The sequence below is a fragment of the Nocardiopsis listeri genome (assembly GCF_020741345.1).
Lineage (GTDB): Bacteria > Actinomycetota > Actinomycetes > Streptosporangiales > Streptosporangiaceae > Nocardiopsis > Nocardiopsis listeri_A.
The window spans coordinates 1-15865 of sequence record NZ_DYZD01000130.1; the positions used below are offsets into that span (position 1 = coordinate 1).

Annotated in this window: 12 protein-coding genes; 8 read left to right on the forward strand and 4 right to left on the reverse strand. The window is 69.9% G+C overall.

Going from position 1 to position 15865, the window contains the following annotated elements:
- Positions 1-83: 83 nt before the first annotated feature.
- Both K8V84_RS07620 and K8V84_RS07625 read right to left on the reverse strand, forming a co-directional pair.
- Entirely contained in the window at positions 84-1712 is a 1629-nt protein-coding gene (locus tag K8V84_RS07620; protein WP_304072273.1) for an AMP-binding protein, read from the reverse strand.
- 176 nt (positions 1713-1888) lie between these two features.
- Complete coding sequence (locus K8V84_RS07625; RefSeq protein ID WP_304072276.1) at positions 1889-2644, reverse strand: SDR family oxidoreductase; 756 nt, start codon at positions 2642-2644, stop codon at positions 1889-1891.
- 262 nt (positions 2645-2906) lie between these two features.
- On the opposite strand from K8V84_RS07625, the gene K8V84_RS07630 reads away from it, so the two are divergent.
- The 4 genes from K8V84_RS07630 to K8V84_RS07645 all read left to right on the forward strand — a co-directional run bounded on the left by K8V84_RS07630 (position 2907) and on the right by K8V84_RS07645 (position 8607).
- Positions 2907-5435, forward strand: coding sequence for a PEP/pyruvate-binding domain-containing protein (locus K8V84_RS07630; protein WP_304072278.1), 2529 nt, complete (start codon positions 2907-2909; stop codon positions 5433-5435).
- A gap of 9 nt (positions 5436-5444) precedes the next feature.
- Positions 5445-6128: a TetR/AcrR family transcriptional regulator gene (locus K8V84_RS07635; protein WP_304072280.1), complete on the forward strand. Its 684-nt coding sequence runs from the start codon at positions 5445-5447 to the stop codon at positions 6126-6128.
- Between the two features lie 107 nt (positions 6129-6235).
- Positions 6236-7495, forward strand: a complete 1260-nt coding sequence (locus tag K8V84_RS07640; RefSeq protein WP_304072282.1) for an MFS transporter — start codon at positions 6236-6238, stop codon at positions 7493-7495.
- Positions 7496-7563: 68 nt separating this feature from the next.
- The gene (locus K8V84_RS07645; protein WP_304072283.1) at positions 7564-8607 is read left to right on the forward strand and encodes a nitronate monooxygenase; all 1044 of its coding nucleotides are present in this window, start codon (positions 7564-7566) and stop codon (positions 8605-8607) included.
- Between the two features lie 9 nt (positions 8608-8616).
- Here K8V84_RS07645 and fes read toward each other — a convergent pair whose 3' ends face one another.
- Entirely contained in the window at positions 8617-10008 is a 1392-nt protein-coding gene (gene fes, locus K8V84_RS07650) for an enterochelin esterase (RefSeq protein ID WP_304072286.1), read from the reverse strand.
- Between the two features lie 35 nt (positions 10009-10043).
- Here fes and fepB point away from each other — a divergent pair, with 35 nt between their 5' ends.
- The 3 genes from fepB to K8V84_RS07665 all read left to right on the forward strand — a co-directional run bounded on the left by fepB (position 10044) and on the right by K8V84_RS07665 (position 13867).
- The gene (gene fepB / locus K8V84_RS07655) at positions 10044-11045 is read left to right on the forward strand and encodes a Fe2+-enterobactin ABC transporter substrate-binding protein (protein ID WP_304072289.1); all 1002 of its coding nucleotides are present in this window, start codon (positions 10044-10046) and stop codon (positions 11043-11045) included.
- Positions 11046-11120: 75 nt separating this feature from the next.
- Positions 11121-11288 (forward strand): hypothetical protein, encoded by a 168-nt coding sequence (locus K8V84_RS07660; protein ID WP_304072293.1) that lies wholly within the window; start codon positions 11121-11123, stop codon positions 11286-11288.
- A 56-nt stretch (positions 11289-11344) separates the two neighbouring features.
- Positions 11345-13867, forward strand: coding sequence for a penicillin acylase family protein (locus K8V84_RS07665; protein WP_304072296.1), 2523 nt, complete (start codon positions 11345-11347; stop codon positions 13865-13867).
- Between the two features lie 45 nt (positions 13868-13912).
- On the opposite strand, the gene K8V84_RS07670 is transcribed toward K8V84_RS07665, so the two are convergent.
- Complete coding sequence (locus K8V84_RS07670; RefSeq protein WP_304072299.1) at positions 13913-14785, reverse strand: oxidoreductase; 873 nt, start codon at positions 14783-14785, stop codon at positions 13913-13915.
- Positions 14786-14866: 81 nt separating this feature from the next.
- On the opposite strand from K8V84_RS07670, the gene K8V84_RS07675 reads away from it, so the two are divergent.
- Positions 14867-15451 (forward strand): TetR/AcrR family transcriptional regulator, encoded by a 585-nt coding sequence (locus K8V84_RS07675; protein WP_304072302.1) that lies wholly within the window; start codon positions 14867-14869, stop codon positions 15449-15451.
- Positions 15452-15865 lie beyond the last annotated feature (414 nt).

Here is a 15865-nt window from a genome sequence, read left to right on the forward strand (position 1 = left end):
AGCTGCTCGGCAAGGAACTCGACCCGAAGTAGCGGGGTGGGCCCCTCACCCGGTGGTGAGGGGCCGCTCGCGTCGCACCCGTGTCACCCGAGGAGGCGGATGGCCTCCTCGCGCATCTCGACCTTGCGCACCTTGCCGGTCACCGTCATCGGGAACTCGTCCACCACGTGGACGTAACGGGGGATCTTGAAGTGGGCGATACGCCCCTCGCAGAAGGCCCGCAGTGACTCGACGGTCAACGGCTCGGCCCCGTCCCGCATACGGACCCACACCATGAGCTCCTCGCCGTACCGTTCGTCCGGAACCCCGATGACCTGGGCGTCCAGCAGGTCCGGGTGGGTGTGGAGGAGTTCCTCGATCTCGCGCGGGTAGACGTTCTCCCCGCCGCGGATCACCATGTCCTTGATCCGACCGGTGATGCTCACGTACCCGTCCTCGTCCATGACGGCGAGGTCACCGGTGTGCATCCAGCGCCCCGCGTCGATGGCCTCGGCGGTCTTCTCCGGTTCGTTCCAGTACCCGAGCATCACCGAGTAACCGCGGGTGCACAGCTCGCCCGGGGTGCCGCGCGGGACCGTGACCCCGGATCCCGGGTCGATGACCTTGATCTCCAGGTGCGGACCGACGCGGCCCACCGTGGACACACGGCGTTCCAACGAGTCGTCCCGCCGGGTCTGGGTGCTCACCGGGGAGGTCTCGGTCATGCCGTAACAGATGGAGACCTCGGACATGCCCATCCGGTCGATGACCTGGCGCATGACCTCCGCCGGGCAGGGCGAGCCGGCCATGATGCCGGTGCGCAGCGAGGACAGGTCGTAGTCGTCGAAGTCGGGCAGGGCGAGCTCGGCGATGAACATGGCGGGGACCCCGTACAGCGAGGTGCAGCGTTCGGCCTGGACCGCCTCCAACGCGGCCGCCGGGTCGAATCCGGGCCCTGGGACGACCATGCAGGACCCGTGGCTGGTGGCCGCGAGGTTCGCCATCACCATGCCGAAGCAATGGTAGAAGGGGACCGGAATCGCGATCCGATCCTGCTCGGTGTACCCCAGCAGCTCCCCCACGGAGTACCCGTTGTTGAGGATGTTGTGGTGGGACAGGGTCGCGCCCTTGGGGAACCCGGTGGTGCCGGACGTGTACTGGATGTTGACCGGATCGTCCGGGGAGAGGGTCGCCTCGATCTCGGCCAGACTCGACCGGTCGCCGCGACCGCCCGCTTCGAGCAGGCAGTCCCAGTCGGGCCCGCCGAGGAGAACGACCTCGCGCAGGTCCGGGCACTTGCCGCGCACCTCCTCGATCATGCCCGCGTAGTCGGAGGTCTTGAAGGAGGGCGCGGCGACCAGCAGGGAGATCCCCGACTGCTTGAGGACGTACTCCAGTTCGTGGGTGCGGTAGGCGGGGTTGATGTTGACCAGTACCGAGCCGATCCGCGCCGTGGCGTACTGGATGAGGACCCACTCCGCACGGTTCGGGGACCAGATCCCCACCCGGTCGCCCTTGGCCACCCCGAGGTCGAGCAGGCCGAGAGCGACGCGATCGACCTCGGCGTCGAACTCACGGTAGGTGAGTCGGAGCCCTGCGGGCCGATCGATCAGCGCGTCCTGGTCGGGATACGCGGCGACGGTACGCGCCAGGTTCACGCCGATCGTGTCACCGAGCAAGGGTGTGGCCGACGTTCCGGAGGCGTAACCGGGTCGGGGGTCGGTTGTACTCAAGTCCGGGCTCCTGGCTGTGAGAGGCGGAGAGCACCACATGGCCGGGGACTCGCCGTCACCCTTGTGGCCATGTGTGCCGGATCACACGTATCACGAGGGCCGGGTGCCTGTGAAGCGCGTCGAGGGCCTCCCCCTCCGGACATGGCGGGAAGGCCCTCGGAACCGGAACTTCCGGACTACCCCTCGACCCGGTGGACCTTGTGCTGGGCGGCCTGGGCGCGCGGACGGACCACCATCAGGTCGATGTTGACGTGCGAGGGGCGGGTGATCGCCCACACGATGGTGTCGGCGACGTCCTCGGCGGACAGCGGGTCGGGGACGCCCTCGTAGACGGCGTCGGCTCCCTCCCGGTCGCCGCGCAGGCGGTTGAGCGAGAACTCCTCCGTCTTGACCATGCCGGGGGCGATCTCCAACACCCTGACCGGCTCCCCGCACAGTTCCAGTCGGAGGGTGGCCGCCAGGGTGTGGGCACCGTGCTTGGCCGCCACGTATCCGCCGCCACCCTCGTAGACGACGTGCCCGGCCACCGAGGAGACCAGCAGGACGGTGCCGTCGCCGCTCGCGATGAGCGCGGGCAGCAGGGCCTGGGTCATGTTGAGCACGCCCAGGACGTTGACCTCGTACATCCGCCGCCAGTCGGCGGGGTCACCGGTGGCCACGGTCTCCGTGCCGATCGCGCCGCCCGCGTTGTTGACGAGCACGTCGCAGGAGTCCAGGGCCTCCGCGAAGGCGTCGACGGCGGCCCGGTCGGTGACGTCGAGGACCTGGGCCCGCGCGCTCCGACCGGCCTTGGTGATCTCTTCGGCCAGGGCCTCGATCCGATCGGCCCGGCGGGCGACCAGGACCACGTCGTAACCCTCGGCGGCGAGCCCGCGCGCGGTGGCCGCGCCGATTCCGCTGCTGGCTCCGGTGACGACCGCGGTGGCTGTCATGTTGGTTCCTCCCAGGGTTTGCGCTGTCACGCCGAGCGTATCCGGGCCGACGGGGCGAGGCCGGATCGGGACTCGGCCCGCCTTGGACGCTCTACGGGAACCCCCTAGGAAACGTTGCGTTCTCTAGGCCATCGGGTTAGCCTTTTGGACACGCGGCGTTCTCTAAAGGACCGAGACGGATCGGAGTGCCGGCGCAGGGGGCGATTCCGGTCGGCCGGGACGCCACCGGCCCTCTCGGGCCACACGACCACCGGGAGAGAGCTTGAACCCCACAGCGACCACTCGCACGGGCCTCGTCGCTCCGTTGGACGCCTTCGGGGCCGCGGACCTGGAGACCGTGGGCGGTAAGGCCGCCAACCTGGGTGAACTGATCCGGGCCGGCCTACCGGTACCTCGCGGCTTCGTGATCACCACCCACGCCTACGCCGCCGTCGCGCAGGGCGCCGGATCGGCCGGGCCGCCCACCGGGCCCGCCGAGGACGGCGACGGGCCGACGCCCGCCGACCTGCGCTCCGCGCTGATGGCGGCCGAGGTCCCCGAAGACCTGCGCGAGGCGATCACCGATTCCTACCGGGGGCTGGGCGTGGACGTGCCGGTGGCGGTGCGCTCCAGTGCCACGGCCGAGGACCTGCCGGGGGCGGCCTTCGCAGGTCAACAGGACACCTACCTCAACGTGGTGGGCACCGAGGCCGTTCTGGACGCGGTCCGACGTTGCTGGGCCTCGCTGTGGACCGACCGGGCGGTGGCCTATCGTCGCGAGCGCGCGATCGACCAGGACCGGTTGGGGATCGCGGTGGTGGTGCAGGAGATGGTCGACTCCGAGGTCGCCGGGGTGATGTTCACCGCCGACCCGGTGAGCGGAGAGCGCGATCGAATCGTCGTGGACGCCGGGGCCGGGCTGGGCGAGGCCGTGGTCTCCGGGGCGGTCACCCCCGACCACTACCTGCTGAGCCGACTCGGGGAGCTCCTGGAGTGGACCCCGGGGCTCGGGGAGACGGTGATCCGTCCGGTGGCCGGCGGTGGGGTCCGCCGTGAGGGGACCGGCACGACCGTCGGGGCGACCGATCCTGTGCGGGAGGAGGCTCTGCTCACCCGGGAACAACTGACGATCCTGGCCGCGCACGCCGGCACCGTCACCGAGCACTTCGGCCGCCCCCAGGACATCGAGTGGGCGCTCTGGGACGGTCGTTTTCGCATCGTGCAGGCCCGACCGATGACGGCGCTGCCGCCTCCCTCGGTTCCACTCAACCGGCGTCAACGGCTCCAAGCCGCCATTTTGACCGAGTATCTGCCGGTGCGGCCCTACCCCATGGACGTGAGCACCTTCGTGGGGCGGGGGCCCGCGGAGATGATGCGCGAGATCGCCGAGCACTACGGGTTGGCGGGCACCTTCCAGGACTACCTGCGAGAAGAGGACGGGGTGGTGGTCCAACTGGTGCCGCCGAACCCGCACCCGGCCCCGCGGGCCCTGTTCACCCCGATCGAGTTGGTCCGCAAGGCCCGCGGGTTCCGACCCGTCGACTGGGCCGAGGACCCACGGCAGCGTGTGTTCCTCGACGAGGTGGCGGCGCTGGAGGCCGTGGATCCACGGTCCCTGCCCTGGCCGGAACTGGTCCGGATGCCCGATCGTGCCCTGGGGCTCCTGGGGTACTGCCGGGACCTGCGGATCGACTACCTGCCCGGAAGCGGTCTGGCGTTGGCCGGCATGGCCCTGACCACTCGTCTGCTGGGCCGTGGGGACCTGCTCGCCGACCTGTTGGGCGGTGCGCCCACCCGTACCGAGGACTCCAACCGGGCGCTGGCCGACCTGGCGGCGAAGGTACGGGCCGACCCGAAGCTGCGGGCCCTGTTCACGGCGCGGGAGGCCGACGGGGTGGTGTCCGTGTTGGCCGAGGGCGGTTTCCCGGACTTTCGCGCGGAACTGGACGCGTTCCTGCGGGAGTACGGGCGGCGGGAGACCACCTCCCCACTCCTGGTGAGCCCGCCCACGCTCGCGGAGTCCCCCGAGGTCGTGGTGGGGCTGGTGCGTTCCCTGGTGGAGGGGGCGGAACCGGCGGGTGCCCACGGCTCCCGTTCCGAGGAGGCCATGCGGAAACTGCTCGACCACCCGCTGCTACGAGGCCGTCGGGCGGGCCGAAGGATCCGGCGTCTGCTGCGCTCCGCCCGGGAGGCGGTGGCCTTTCGGGAGAACACCCACTTCTACCTCACCGCCATGTTGCCGACCCTGCGCCGTTCCCTGCTGGAGATCGGCGAGCGCCTGCGCCGGGCCGGGGTGGTGGAGGAGGCCTTCGACGTCTTCCACCTGCGCCTGGAGGAGGTGCTGGAGGTCGAGGACGTCGATGCGCTCCCCTCGGACCGGGCCGAGCGGTTGCGTTCGCTGGTGCGGGCACGCGCGACCAAACGGGCGGAGATGTCCGGGGTGCCCATGATCGACCCGGCCCGGGTCTTCCCCCACCGGAAATCACCGGACACCCTGGTCAGAGGCGCCCCGGCCGGCGCGGGCACGGCCACCGGACCGGTCCGGATCGTCCGGGGCGCCGAGGACTTCGACCGGCTCCGGGACGGCGACGTACTGGTGTGCCCCTACACCAACCCGACGTGGACCCCGCTGTTCCGGCGGGCTGCGGCCGTGGTGGTGGATTCGGGCGCCGTCGGTTCGCACGCGGCGATCGTGGCCCGTGAGTACGGGATCCCCGCGGTGATGGGCACCGGTACCGGGACCTCGACGCTCACCGACGGGGAGCGGGTGACGGTCGACGGCGCACGCGGCGCGGTCACGTCCGCTTCATAGGATGCGGTCATGTCCGTCGAGAGCAACGATCACCGCAAACGTCCCCGCAGACGGGGTGATGCCCTGCTCGCCGCCATCCACGAGGCGACCATCGCAGAGCTGGACGAGCACGGGTACGCGGGGCTGACCATGGAACGGGTGGCCGAGCGGGCTCGGGCGAGCAAGGCCTCCCTGTACCGCCGGTGGAACACGCGGGCCGCGTTGGTGATGGACGCCGTCTACCACCTGTTGCCCGACCCGGATCAGGTCCCCGACACGGGGGAGCTGCGCGGTGACCTGTTGGCGTTGATCCGACAGAACGCCACGATGCTCGCCGGCCCCGCCGGTTCGGCCCTGCGCGGGCTCCTGGCCGAGTCCCTGCCCGACCCGGAGCACGACCAGGAGATCAGGTCGCGTTCGCAGGGACGGGGCAGGCGGATGATGGCCGAGGTGGCCCGACGAGCGGTGGAACGCGGCGAGATCCGCCCCGAGGCGGTGATCGGCCCGCGCCTGGACGTGGGGCAGGCCCTGCTGCGCAACCACTTCCTGTTCCAGGGCTCGCCTCTCGACGACGAGCTGGTGGTGGAGATCGTCGACGCGGTCCTGATGCCGCTGTTCCACTCCCCCTCCCCCTGGACGTTCATCCCGGTCCGGGAGGGCGCTTCGCCCGAAGACGAACGGTCGAGGTCGGAACGACCGGCCCACCGAGGCTGACCATCCAGGCCCGGGCCATGGAACAACCCGTGGCCCCGGAAGAAACAGCATGGTATTTTCGGCGGAATTCACTCACATCGAAATTCCATCGATCCGGAAGAATTCCCTTGGCCGAACCAGAACCCCCCACACCTGTCGAAGAAAGGTCGCTGCTTCGACGATTCACCGCTTACTCTCTGGGCACCTCGCTCGCCGACTTCGTTTACGGCGCGGTTTTCGTCACAATTTTCCTGGGGCGCGGAGCGGATCCATGGATGGTCGGGTCGATCATGGCCGGGGCCAACCTCGTCGGGCTGCTCATGGAGGCGCCGAGCGGGGCGTTGGGCGACCGCTACGGGCACCGGAGGTTGTTGTTCGTCGGTCTGCTGAGTTGGGGCGCCGGTTTCCTGTTCGTCGGCGCCGCGCCGACTCTACCGTCGACCCTGGCGGGCATGTGCTTGGGCACCGTCGGTTACGCGCTGCATTCGGGCACCATGAGCGCGATCCTCATCAACCGGGTCGGTTCCCGGGACCGGACCGTACGGATCGCACGAATCGTTCGTGTGGGCGCCTTGTCCGGACGGATCGGTTCGGCGCTCGGTGCCGCCCTGGTCATGGTGGCGGGCACCTGGCTGCCGCCGGGACCGCTGGTGGCCTGTGGTGGTCTGCTCCTGCTGTCTCTAGCCGCCCTGGCTCCGTTGAGTTTTCCGGTCGCACCGGGGCGACCGGACAGGCGGATCGGTGTGATCGTGCTGGAGTCGGTCTCCCAGGTGCTCAGCCGACGTTTCGCCCCGATGGTGGCGTTGGCCATGGGCGCCATGTCGGCGACGGTGCTGTTGGTGGCCTCCTGGCAGCCGATGCTACTGGAGCGTTTCGGGCAGGACGTCCGCCTCAACGGCCTGTTCCTGCTGGTGATGACGTTGTCCCTGGCGGCGGGCGCGGCCGCCGCGCGTTGGGTGCACCCGCGCAGGCCCCACCTGTGGGGCCCGCCGTCGGTCATGGCGATCGGCATTCCCCTGGTGCTGTCCGCGCACGACGTGGTCCCGTTGATCGTCGGCCTGATCGCGGCCGAATTCCTCATCGGTCTCGCGGGGGTGGTGGCGGGGGTCTGGTGCCAACTGATGTTCACCGACGCCGATCGCAACACCATGTTCTCGGCCATATCGACCCTGGCCATGCTGGCCGGTGTCGCGACCAGTTTCAGTTTCGGCTGGTTGTGGGATCTTCGGGGGATTCCTGTCGCGGTGACCGTCATGGCGTCGGGTGCCGTCATCGGTGGAATCGTCTCGCTCATCCTGACCCGCCTCTTCCCGGAGTCCACCGAATTCACCGAACCGGAAAAGAACGACACCGACCACGTGAGAAACAGCGCACCCGAGAGTTCATGACCCGTGCGGCTCTCCCATTCCCCGTCTTGATAATCTGCGGGCGATCGATGTGGGGGAAGTGAGTGACGATGGATCTGTCACGGTTGTGCAGGGAACGTCCGATCATCCAAGCTCCGATGGCCGGGGGCGCCACCACCCCGGACCTGGTGGCCGCGGTGAGCGCCGCCGGCGGACTGGGGTCGCTCCCGGCCGGATATCTGACCGCCGACACGCTCGGCGCTCGGATCGACGAGGTGCGGGGGGCGGGCGCCCGAACGTTCGGGGTCAATCTGTTCGTCCCCTCGCCTCCCCTGCCCCCTGAACGTGACGAGGCGCTGGTCGCCTACCGATCCGACCTTGCGGAGGACGCCCATCGCCTGGGCGTCGAGGTCGGCCCGGCCCGGTACGACGACGATGACTATGACGCCAAGGTCGACCTGGTGATCGAGGCCCGGGTGCCCGTCGTGAGCTTCACGTTCGGTTGCCCTTCCGAGGAGGTCCTGACCCGACTGCGCGCGGTGGGATCGGCGACGGTCGTCACCATCACCACCGTGGAGGAGGCCCGTACCGCCGTGGCCCGGGGCGCCGACGGTGTGTGCGCCCAGGGTGTGGAGGCGGGCGGCCACCGCGCCACCTTCGACCCCGACCGCGCCGACGACCGCCCGCTGGCCGAACTGTTGCCCGACGTGGTGCGGGCCGTGGACGTTCCGGTGATCGCGGCCGGAGGTCTCATGGACGGAACCGATGTCGCCGCGGCCCTGGCGTCCGGAGCCGCCGCGGCCCAGTCGGGCACGGCGTTCCTGCGCTGCCCGGAGAGCGGCGCGCAACCGCTCCACAAGGCCGCGCTCACCGACCCCGACTTCACCGAGACCACGCTGACACGCGCGTTCACCGGGCGGCCTGCGCGAGGGCTGACCAACCGCTTCATCCTCGACCACGCCGACGCCCCCGACGCCTACCCGCAGGTGCACCACATGACCAGGCCGCTGCGGGCCGCCGCGGCAAGGGCCGCCGACCCCGAGGGGATGGCGTTGTGGGCGGGGACCGGGTTCCGTCGGGCGCGGGGGCTGCCGGCCGGCGAGCTGGTGTCGGTGCTGCGCGAGGAGGCGGCCCGGGCGGGCGCGACCCTCTAACGTCCCGGCTCACTCGCCGCGGCCCGTTCGGCCTGTGGAACGAGGCCAGTCCTCGGTGAGCGCCACCAGCCCGTCCGGCAGGTCCGCGCGCCAGCAGGCACGGTCGTGGCCGCCGTTGTACTCGGCCAGGGCGGCGAATCCGTCCGGTCGGCCCAGCTGCGCTCCTCGCGTGCACAGGACTTCGTGGACACGCCGATTGGCGCCGATGAGGGACCACTCCTGGAGGCCGGCACTGAGATGGACCCGCCCCGGAAGGGTTTCGGCATCGGCGACGAGACGGACCATGCGCTCGCTCTCGCCCCCTGTCCCGGCGACGTTGGGCCACCAATAGGAACCCGACTGCGAGAGGACCCGGCCGAACCGCCCGGGTGCCCGAAGCGCCGCGTACAGGGCGGTCAGGCCGCCCAGGCTCTGTCCCGCCACGAGGGTGCGATCGGGGTCGTCGGTGATCGGGTGCAGGTTCCGCAGCCAGGCCGGGAGTTCGGTGTCCAGGAAGCACACGAAGGGATCGTGGCAGGCGAGTTCGCGAGTGCGGGTGCCCGGATCGAGGCTGTCGACCATGACGGTGAGCATCGGTGGCAGGGCGCCCTCGGCGATCAGTCCGTCGAGCAGGGGCGCCAGAGGCAGGTCGTACCAGGTCCGACCATCGAGGAGGACTGTGACCGGCCAGGGCTCGCCCTCGGGCGGATAGATCTCCGGGCGGTGGATCCAGACGGTGCGGGTGTTGTCCAGGTGCCGTGAGGCGACGCGGTGCTCGGTGACCTCTCCCGGCTTCACGTTGCCGCGCACCCGGTGGCGCGGATCGCTCGGAGCCTCGGGCAGGGAGACCACCGAGTGGTTTTCGTCCAGCCGCTCCCTGGCCCACGGATCGGGTCGGGCGTGGGCGAGTGCGTCGAACCAGCGGGCCACGGCGGCCCGGTCCTGGGGTTCGGCGACGGCGATCGCCCGTTCACGGCGCAGTCGGGTCATGGCGGACAGCGCGTCCTTCGGGGCCGGCGTCCCGTCCGCGGGGACGGGCGCGACCGTGTAGGAGGCGCGCCAGTCCGAACGCATCCGGTAGGTGAGGTGCCACACGTCGGTGCCGGGGACACGGGCCATGCGGTTCTCTTCGTAGGAGTCGGCGTCGGCGATCTTGTTCGCCACAAGGATGACGTCGGCGAGTTCGTCTCCACCACGCCACAGGAAGGTGGCGGTGCGGTGGCCCTGCTCATCGAGGTCGCCGACGATCGGGGTCCCGCCCGACTCGACCCCGCGCCAGAAGGCACCGAGGTCGGCCTCACCCGCCGCCGCGGCCCGTTCGAGTCCCTGGATCAGGGGCGAGGTGCCGCGCGGGGGCCGGGTGGCGCGTTTGAGGCGCGGCGGCACGGTCATGAGGGCGTTGTTGTTCACACTGCGTGACATTGACATGAGGATAGCCTTGCCTAACTATTGCTCTTATGAAGCGTATTCCCTTCCGCCCCGCCCTGGTGACCGGTGTCGTCACAGCGGCCACCGGCCTGCTCCTGCTCACCGCCTGCGGAACCGACTCCTCCCCCGAGGGTTCCACCGACACTCCGGGTGATGACGGGACCCGGTCCGTGAGCCACGTGTACGGCGAGACCGAGATCCCCGCGGACGCGGGCAACGTGGTCTCGGTGAGCGTCACCAGCACCGCCACTCTCCTCAGTCTCGACGTGCCGGTCACGGCCTCCGCCACCACCTCCCCCGGTCCGCTCACCGACGAGAACGGCTTCTTCTCCCAGTGGGCCGACCTCGCCGTCGAGCGTGAGGTCGAGCCGCTCCCTGGCCCCGAGGTCTCCCTGGAGGCGGTCGGCGCCGCCGAACCCGACCTCATCGTCGGAAACGGCTTCGGTGCCGACGCCATCGACGAGAGCACCTACGAGATGCTGTCGGAGATCGCGCCCACCGTGGTGCTCGGCGAGGGCGACATCCCGTGGACCGAGCTCACCGAGCAGTACGCGGAGGCCTTCGACCGACAGGACCGCGCCGCGGAGATCACGGAGGAGTACCAGGAACTGGTCACCGAGTCCTCCGAGGCCCTGTCGCACGACAACGACGTGGTGATGCTCACCGGAACGCCGGACGGCTTCAACGTGTTCACCCCCGAGTCGGCGCAGGGCAAGCTGCTCGCCGACCTGGGCCTGAACCAGCACGAGATGCCCGAGGACCTCACCGCCGCCGGTGCCCAGGGCGGTGCGGACCGTACCGACATCGTGCAGCTCTCCCCCGAGCGCGCCTCCGACTTCGACGACAGCACCCTGTTGTTCGTCAACCTCCAGGGCGAGGAGATCGCCGACTACGCCGAGAGCTACCCGACCCTGGAGAACATCCCGGCCTTCGAGGACGACCGCGCCTTCACCGTGGGCGCCGAGGGCTTCCGGATGGACTACTACAGCTCCCGCCTGATCAGCGAGCGCCTGGTCGAGAACCTGGGCTGAGTCCTCCGCTTCCCGGGGCCGTCGGTGGTGCGGGGCACGGTCTCGCCGCGCCCCGCACTTCCGGAAGGCCTCACGGTGGCCTCGACGAGCACTCGCGAGTCCCCTCGGCGGTTCGGCCGCGACGAACGCGCCCTCGTGCCGGGCACCCTGCTCGACGCGATGGTGTTCTTCCTGGCGATCTTCCTGTGCGCACCGCTGCTGTCGCGCACCGCGAGATCGGACCTACCACTTGGTAACAATTGATAACGGCAGGCCACGAGACCTAGAGCACGTGACCCCGGACACTCTAGGGTTCCGTCATGGGTGTATTGCGTAAGCGTGTCCTTTTTCGTGTCGTTTTGGGGTTTGTTGCGGTCGTCGCGTCGCTCGCCCTGATCGCCGCCCTCCTCGGTGTGTGGGCGGTCCGAAGTTCCTTCCCCACCACCGATGGCGAGCTCTCCCTGTCGGAGCTGAAATCGCCGGTGAACGTCCTTCGGGACGAGCACGGGGTCGCGCACGTCTACGCCGACAACACCGACGACCTCTTCGTCGCCCAAGGATTCACCCACGCCCAGGACCGCTTCTGGGAGATGGACTTCCGCCGCCACGTCACCGCCGGTCGCACCGCCGAACTCTTCGGCCCCGACCAGGTCGACACCGACGTCTACCTGCGCACCATGGGCTGGCGCCGGGTCGCCGAGCAGGAGTACGAACTCCTCTCCGAGGAGACACAGGGCTACCTGGACGCCTACGCCGCCGGGGTGAACGCCTGGATCGAGGACAACGACGGGCTTGCCGCGAGCCTGGAGTACGGACTCCTGGGCATCACCGCCGACGACTACACCGTCGAGCCCTGGACCCCCACCGACAGCCTCGCCTGGCTCAAGGCCATGGCCTGGGACCTGGGCGGCAACCTCCAAGAGGAGACCGACCGCGCCCTGCTGCTCGCCAACGGCCTCGACCGGGAACGGATCGAGGAGCTCTACCCGGCCTACCCGACCGAGCGGCACGAGCCCATCACCGACACCGACGAGCACAACGGCGCCGAGCCGGAGGCCGACCTGTCCCCGGGGCCCGAACTCCCGGAGGAGGCCCTGGACGCCCTCGAAGGCCTGCCCGCCGTCCACGACGCCGTGCCCGACCTCCTCGGCCCCTCGGACAGCCCCGACATGGGATCCAACTCCTGGGTGGTCTCCGGGGAGCACACCGACACCGGTTCTCCCCTGTTGACCAACGACCCCCACCTGGGCGCCTCCATGCCGTCCACCTGGTACCAGATGGGACTGCACTGCACCGAACTCTCCGAGGAGTGCCCCTTCGACGTCAGCGGGTTCAGCTTCTCCGGGCTGCCCGGCGTGGTCATCGGCCAGAACGAGTCGATCGCGTGGGGCTTCACCAACCTCAACCCGGACGTCATGGACCTGTACCTGGAGAGGGTCGAGGGCGACGACTACGTGGTGGACGGCGAGGAGCGTCCGCTGGAGATCATCGAGGACACCATCAAGGTCTCGGGCGGCCAGGACCTGGACATCACCATCCGCTCGACCCACCACGGGCCGATCCTGTCCACGACCGCGGCCGGTGGGAACCTGCGCGAGATCGGTGAGGACCGGGCCGAGGGCGAAGACGCCCCCTACGCGGTCTCCATGCGCTGGACCGCGCTCCAGCCGGGAACCACCGCCGACTCCATCTTCGCCCTGAACCGCGCACGTGGCTGGGACGACTTCCGCAGCGCCGCCGCACAGTTCGAGGTACCGGCGCAGAACCTCGTCTACGCGGACAACGAGGGCAACATCGGCTACCAGTCCCCCGGTCTGGTGCCGGTACGCGGCAAGGGCGACGGCCGTTGGCCCGCACCCGGCTGGGACTCCGACTACGACTGGGAGGAGGAGTACCTGCCCTTCGACGAGCTGCCCAGCGTGCTCAACCCCGAGTCGGGGATCATCGTCACCGCCAACCAGGCGGTGGTCGACGAGGACTACGAACACTTCCTCACCACCGACTGGGACTACGGCTACCGCAGTCAGCGGATCAACGACCTGCTGGCCGAAGCGGTCGACGACGGCCCGGTGACCATCGAGGACATGGAACGCGTCCTGATGGACTCCCACCACGGCGCCGCCGTCGACATCACTCCCCACCTCCTGGAGGTGGACGTGGACGGAACCACCGCCGAGGCGCAGGCCGAACTGGCGGACTGGGACCACTTCAACGAACCCGACTCCTCGGGCGCGGCCTTCTACAACGCGACCTGGCGACACCTGCTCCCCCTGCTCTTCGACGAGTTGGGAGAGATGGACATGAACAGCAACTCGCGCGGCATGTACGTGGTGACCGGCCTGTTGGAGGACCCCGACTCCCCGTGGTGGGAGGGCCGGGAGGTCAGCGGTCGTGAGGAGGTGCTGGCCGCCGCCATGGACGAGGCCGCCGAGGAACTCACCGAACTGCTCGGCGACGACCCGTCCGCCTGGCGCTGGGGCGATCTGCACACCCTGACGGCCACGCACGAGTCGTTCGGCAGCTCGGGCATCGGCCCGGTGGAGTGGCTGTTCAACCGCGGCCCGGTGGAGAGCCCGGGTGGTTCGAGCATCGTCAACGCGACCGGCTGGAACGCGACCGAGGGGTACGGCATCACCACGGTCCCGTCCATGCGGATGGTCGTCGACCTGTCCGACCGGGACTCCTCCACCTGGATCCACCTGACCGGCAACTCGGGGCACGCCTTCCACCCCAACTACGACGACCAGCTGCAACTCTGGTCCGAGGGAACGTCCCTGCCGTGGGCCGTGACGGAGGAGGCCGTGCGCGAGGCGAGCACGGACGATCTCACCCTCACCCCGTAGGGTCCCGGGGCGGGGGTCTCAAGGCCCCCGCCCCGCCGCGTGGGCTCACAGCGGGAACGAGGTGCCGGTCGCCTCTTCCGACAGCTCCCACAGTCGGCGGGCGGCGTCGGCGTCCTTTGCCGCGCCGCTGCGCCCGACCAACCCGGGAGCACCGGTGCCGAACATCCCCGTGGGACCGGCGTAGGCCGCTCCGGGGACGTCCTGGGTGGCGGCGTAGATCGTGGGCAGGGCGCCGGCCGCGGCGCTCTGCGCGATGACCTTGTTCAGCATCCGCATGAACCGGTCCTCCAGTGCCTTCCCCGTGCGTCCCTGCAGGTTGGTGGCCGCGTAGCCGGGGTGGGCGGCGGTGGCCAGCACCGATGATCCCGCTTCTTCCAGCCTGCGCTGCAACTCCAGGGTGAAGAGCAGGTTGGCCAGCTTCGACCGGCCGTACGCCCGGTAGGGGCTGTACCCCTGCTCGAGGTTCACGTCCTCGGAGTGGATGCCGCGCACGGAGGCGTGCAGCCCGGAGGACACGGTGACCACACGCCCGGTGACGTGTTCCAGGAGCCGGTTGGTCAGGGCGAAGTGGCCGAGGTGGTTGACCCCGAACTGGGTCTCGAAACCGTCCACGGTACTGGACCTGGGGATGGCCATGACCCCGGCGTTGTTGATCAACAGGTGGAGGTCCCCCTCCCAGTCCTCGGCGAAGGCGCGTACCGAGGAGAGGTCGGCGAGGTCGAGCCGGCGGACCTCGGTCTGACCGGGGATCCCCTGAGCGGCCTCGTCCCCCTTGACGGTGTCGCGGACGGCCAGGACCACACGGGCCCCGCGTCCTGCCAGGACCTTCGCGGTCTCCAGCCCGAGACCGCTGTTGGCCCCGGTGATGACCGCGGTCCTGCCGCCGAGATCGGGCAGGTGGACGTTCTTCTCGCTCATCCCCTCACGGTAGGGCGGCGACCGGAAGGCTGTCCACGACATCAATGATGGCGTCGTCAACATCCCCCTATGCTGATGAACATGGCCGGACGCCCCTACCACCACGGAGACCTGCGCGCCGTTCTCCTGGCCGGCGCGGAACGCACCCTTGCCGACCGAGGACCCGCCGCGATCTCCCTGCGCGGGCTCGCCCGTGAGGCGGGCGTGAGCCATGCCGCCCCCGGAAGACACTTCAAGGACAAGGGTGCGCTGCTGGACGCCCTCGCGCTCAGTGGCTTCCAGCGGCTCAAGGCCTCCTTGGATCGCGCCGACGTCGAGGACGCCGACACCGGGACCCGTTTCCTCGCCCTGGCCCGCGCCTACGTGGACTTCACCCGGGCCAACGGTGCCCTGCTGGACCTGATGTACGCCCGCAAGCACGAGAGCGACGTCACCGATCGGCTCATCGCCGCCATCGAAGAACTGCTCGACATCGTCCTCGCCCCGATCGTCCAGGGTCAGCACGCCGGCGAGATCGTCCAGGGCGACGCGAAGTCGATCGCCTACACCGTCGTCTCCACCCTGCACGGCTTCGCGTCCCTGACCGCCGACCACTCCGGGGAGGAGTTCGACGGGGTCCTCCCGGAGGTCGTCCACCATCTCCTCCACGGCCTCGCCCCGCGCTGATCCACGGCCCGGACCCCCATGGGATCCACGACGTCCGAGGGTATGGGCAGACCAGGCCGTCCTTCCGAGCAGAAGAAGCACCATGCAGACCAGCGGACCGTTCGGGACCCACCCGGCCCTCGCGGCCGCCCCGGAGCACCCGACCGAGGCTGCCCGGTGGGCCGCGGAGGCCGGTTTCGAGGTCACCCACACCAAGATCGAGACCCCGCACGACGACCGGTTCCCTCCCCGAACCCGGGAGGCGGCCACCTCGGAGCCCTTTTCAGCAGGCGGCTCCCTCCTGGCCACGGCCCCATGGGGCCGTACCGGCGCGCCCTCTAGGCGGGTGGTTCCGAGGGGTGGGTGTGGTGCTGGTCGGTGGGCTGCCTGGGGTCGTGGGTATTAGGGGTTGTTGGGCGGGGTGGGGGTGGGTTC

Excerpts from the sequence above, each read along its gene's own strand:
- K8V84_RS07625 (WP_304072276.1), bottom strand. The coding sequence starts at position 2,644 with ATGACAGCCACCGCGGTCGTCACCGGAGCCAGCAGCGGAATCGGCGCG.
- K8V84_RS07635 (WP_304072280.1), top strand. The coding sequence starts at position 5,445 with ATGTCCGTCGAGAGCAACGATCACCGCAAACGTCCCCGCAGACGGGGT.
- K8V84_RS07645 (WP_304072283.1), top strand. The coding sequence starts at position 7,564 with ATGGATCTGTCACGGTTGTGCAGGGAACGTCCGATCATCCAAGCTCCG.
- fes (WP_304072286.1), bottom strand. The coding sequence starts at position 10,008 with ATGTCACGCAGTGTGAACAACAACGCCCTCATGACCGTGCCGCCGCGC.
- fepB (WP_304072289.1), top strand. The coding sequence starts at position 10,044 with ATGAAGCGTATTCCCTTCCGCCCCGCCCTGGTGACCGGTGTCGTCACA.
- K8V84_RS07665 (WP_304072296.1), top strand. The coding sequence starts at position 11,345 with ATGGGTGTATTGCGTAAGCGTGTCCTTTTTCGTGTCGTTTTGGGGTTT.
- K8V84_RS07670 (WP_304072299.1), bottom strand. The coding sequence starts at position 14,785 with ATGAGCGAGAAGAACGTCCACCTGCCCGATCTCGGCGGCAGGACCGCG.
- K8V84_RS07675 (WP_304072302.1), top strand. The coding sequence starts at position 14,867 with ATGGCCGGACGCCCCTACCACCACGGAGACCTGCGCGCCGTTCTCCTG.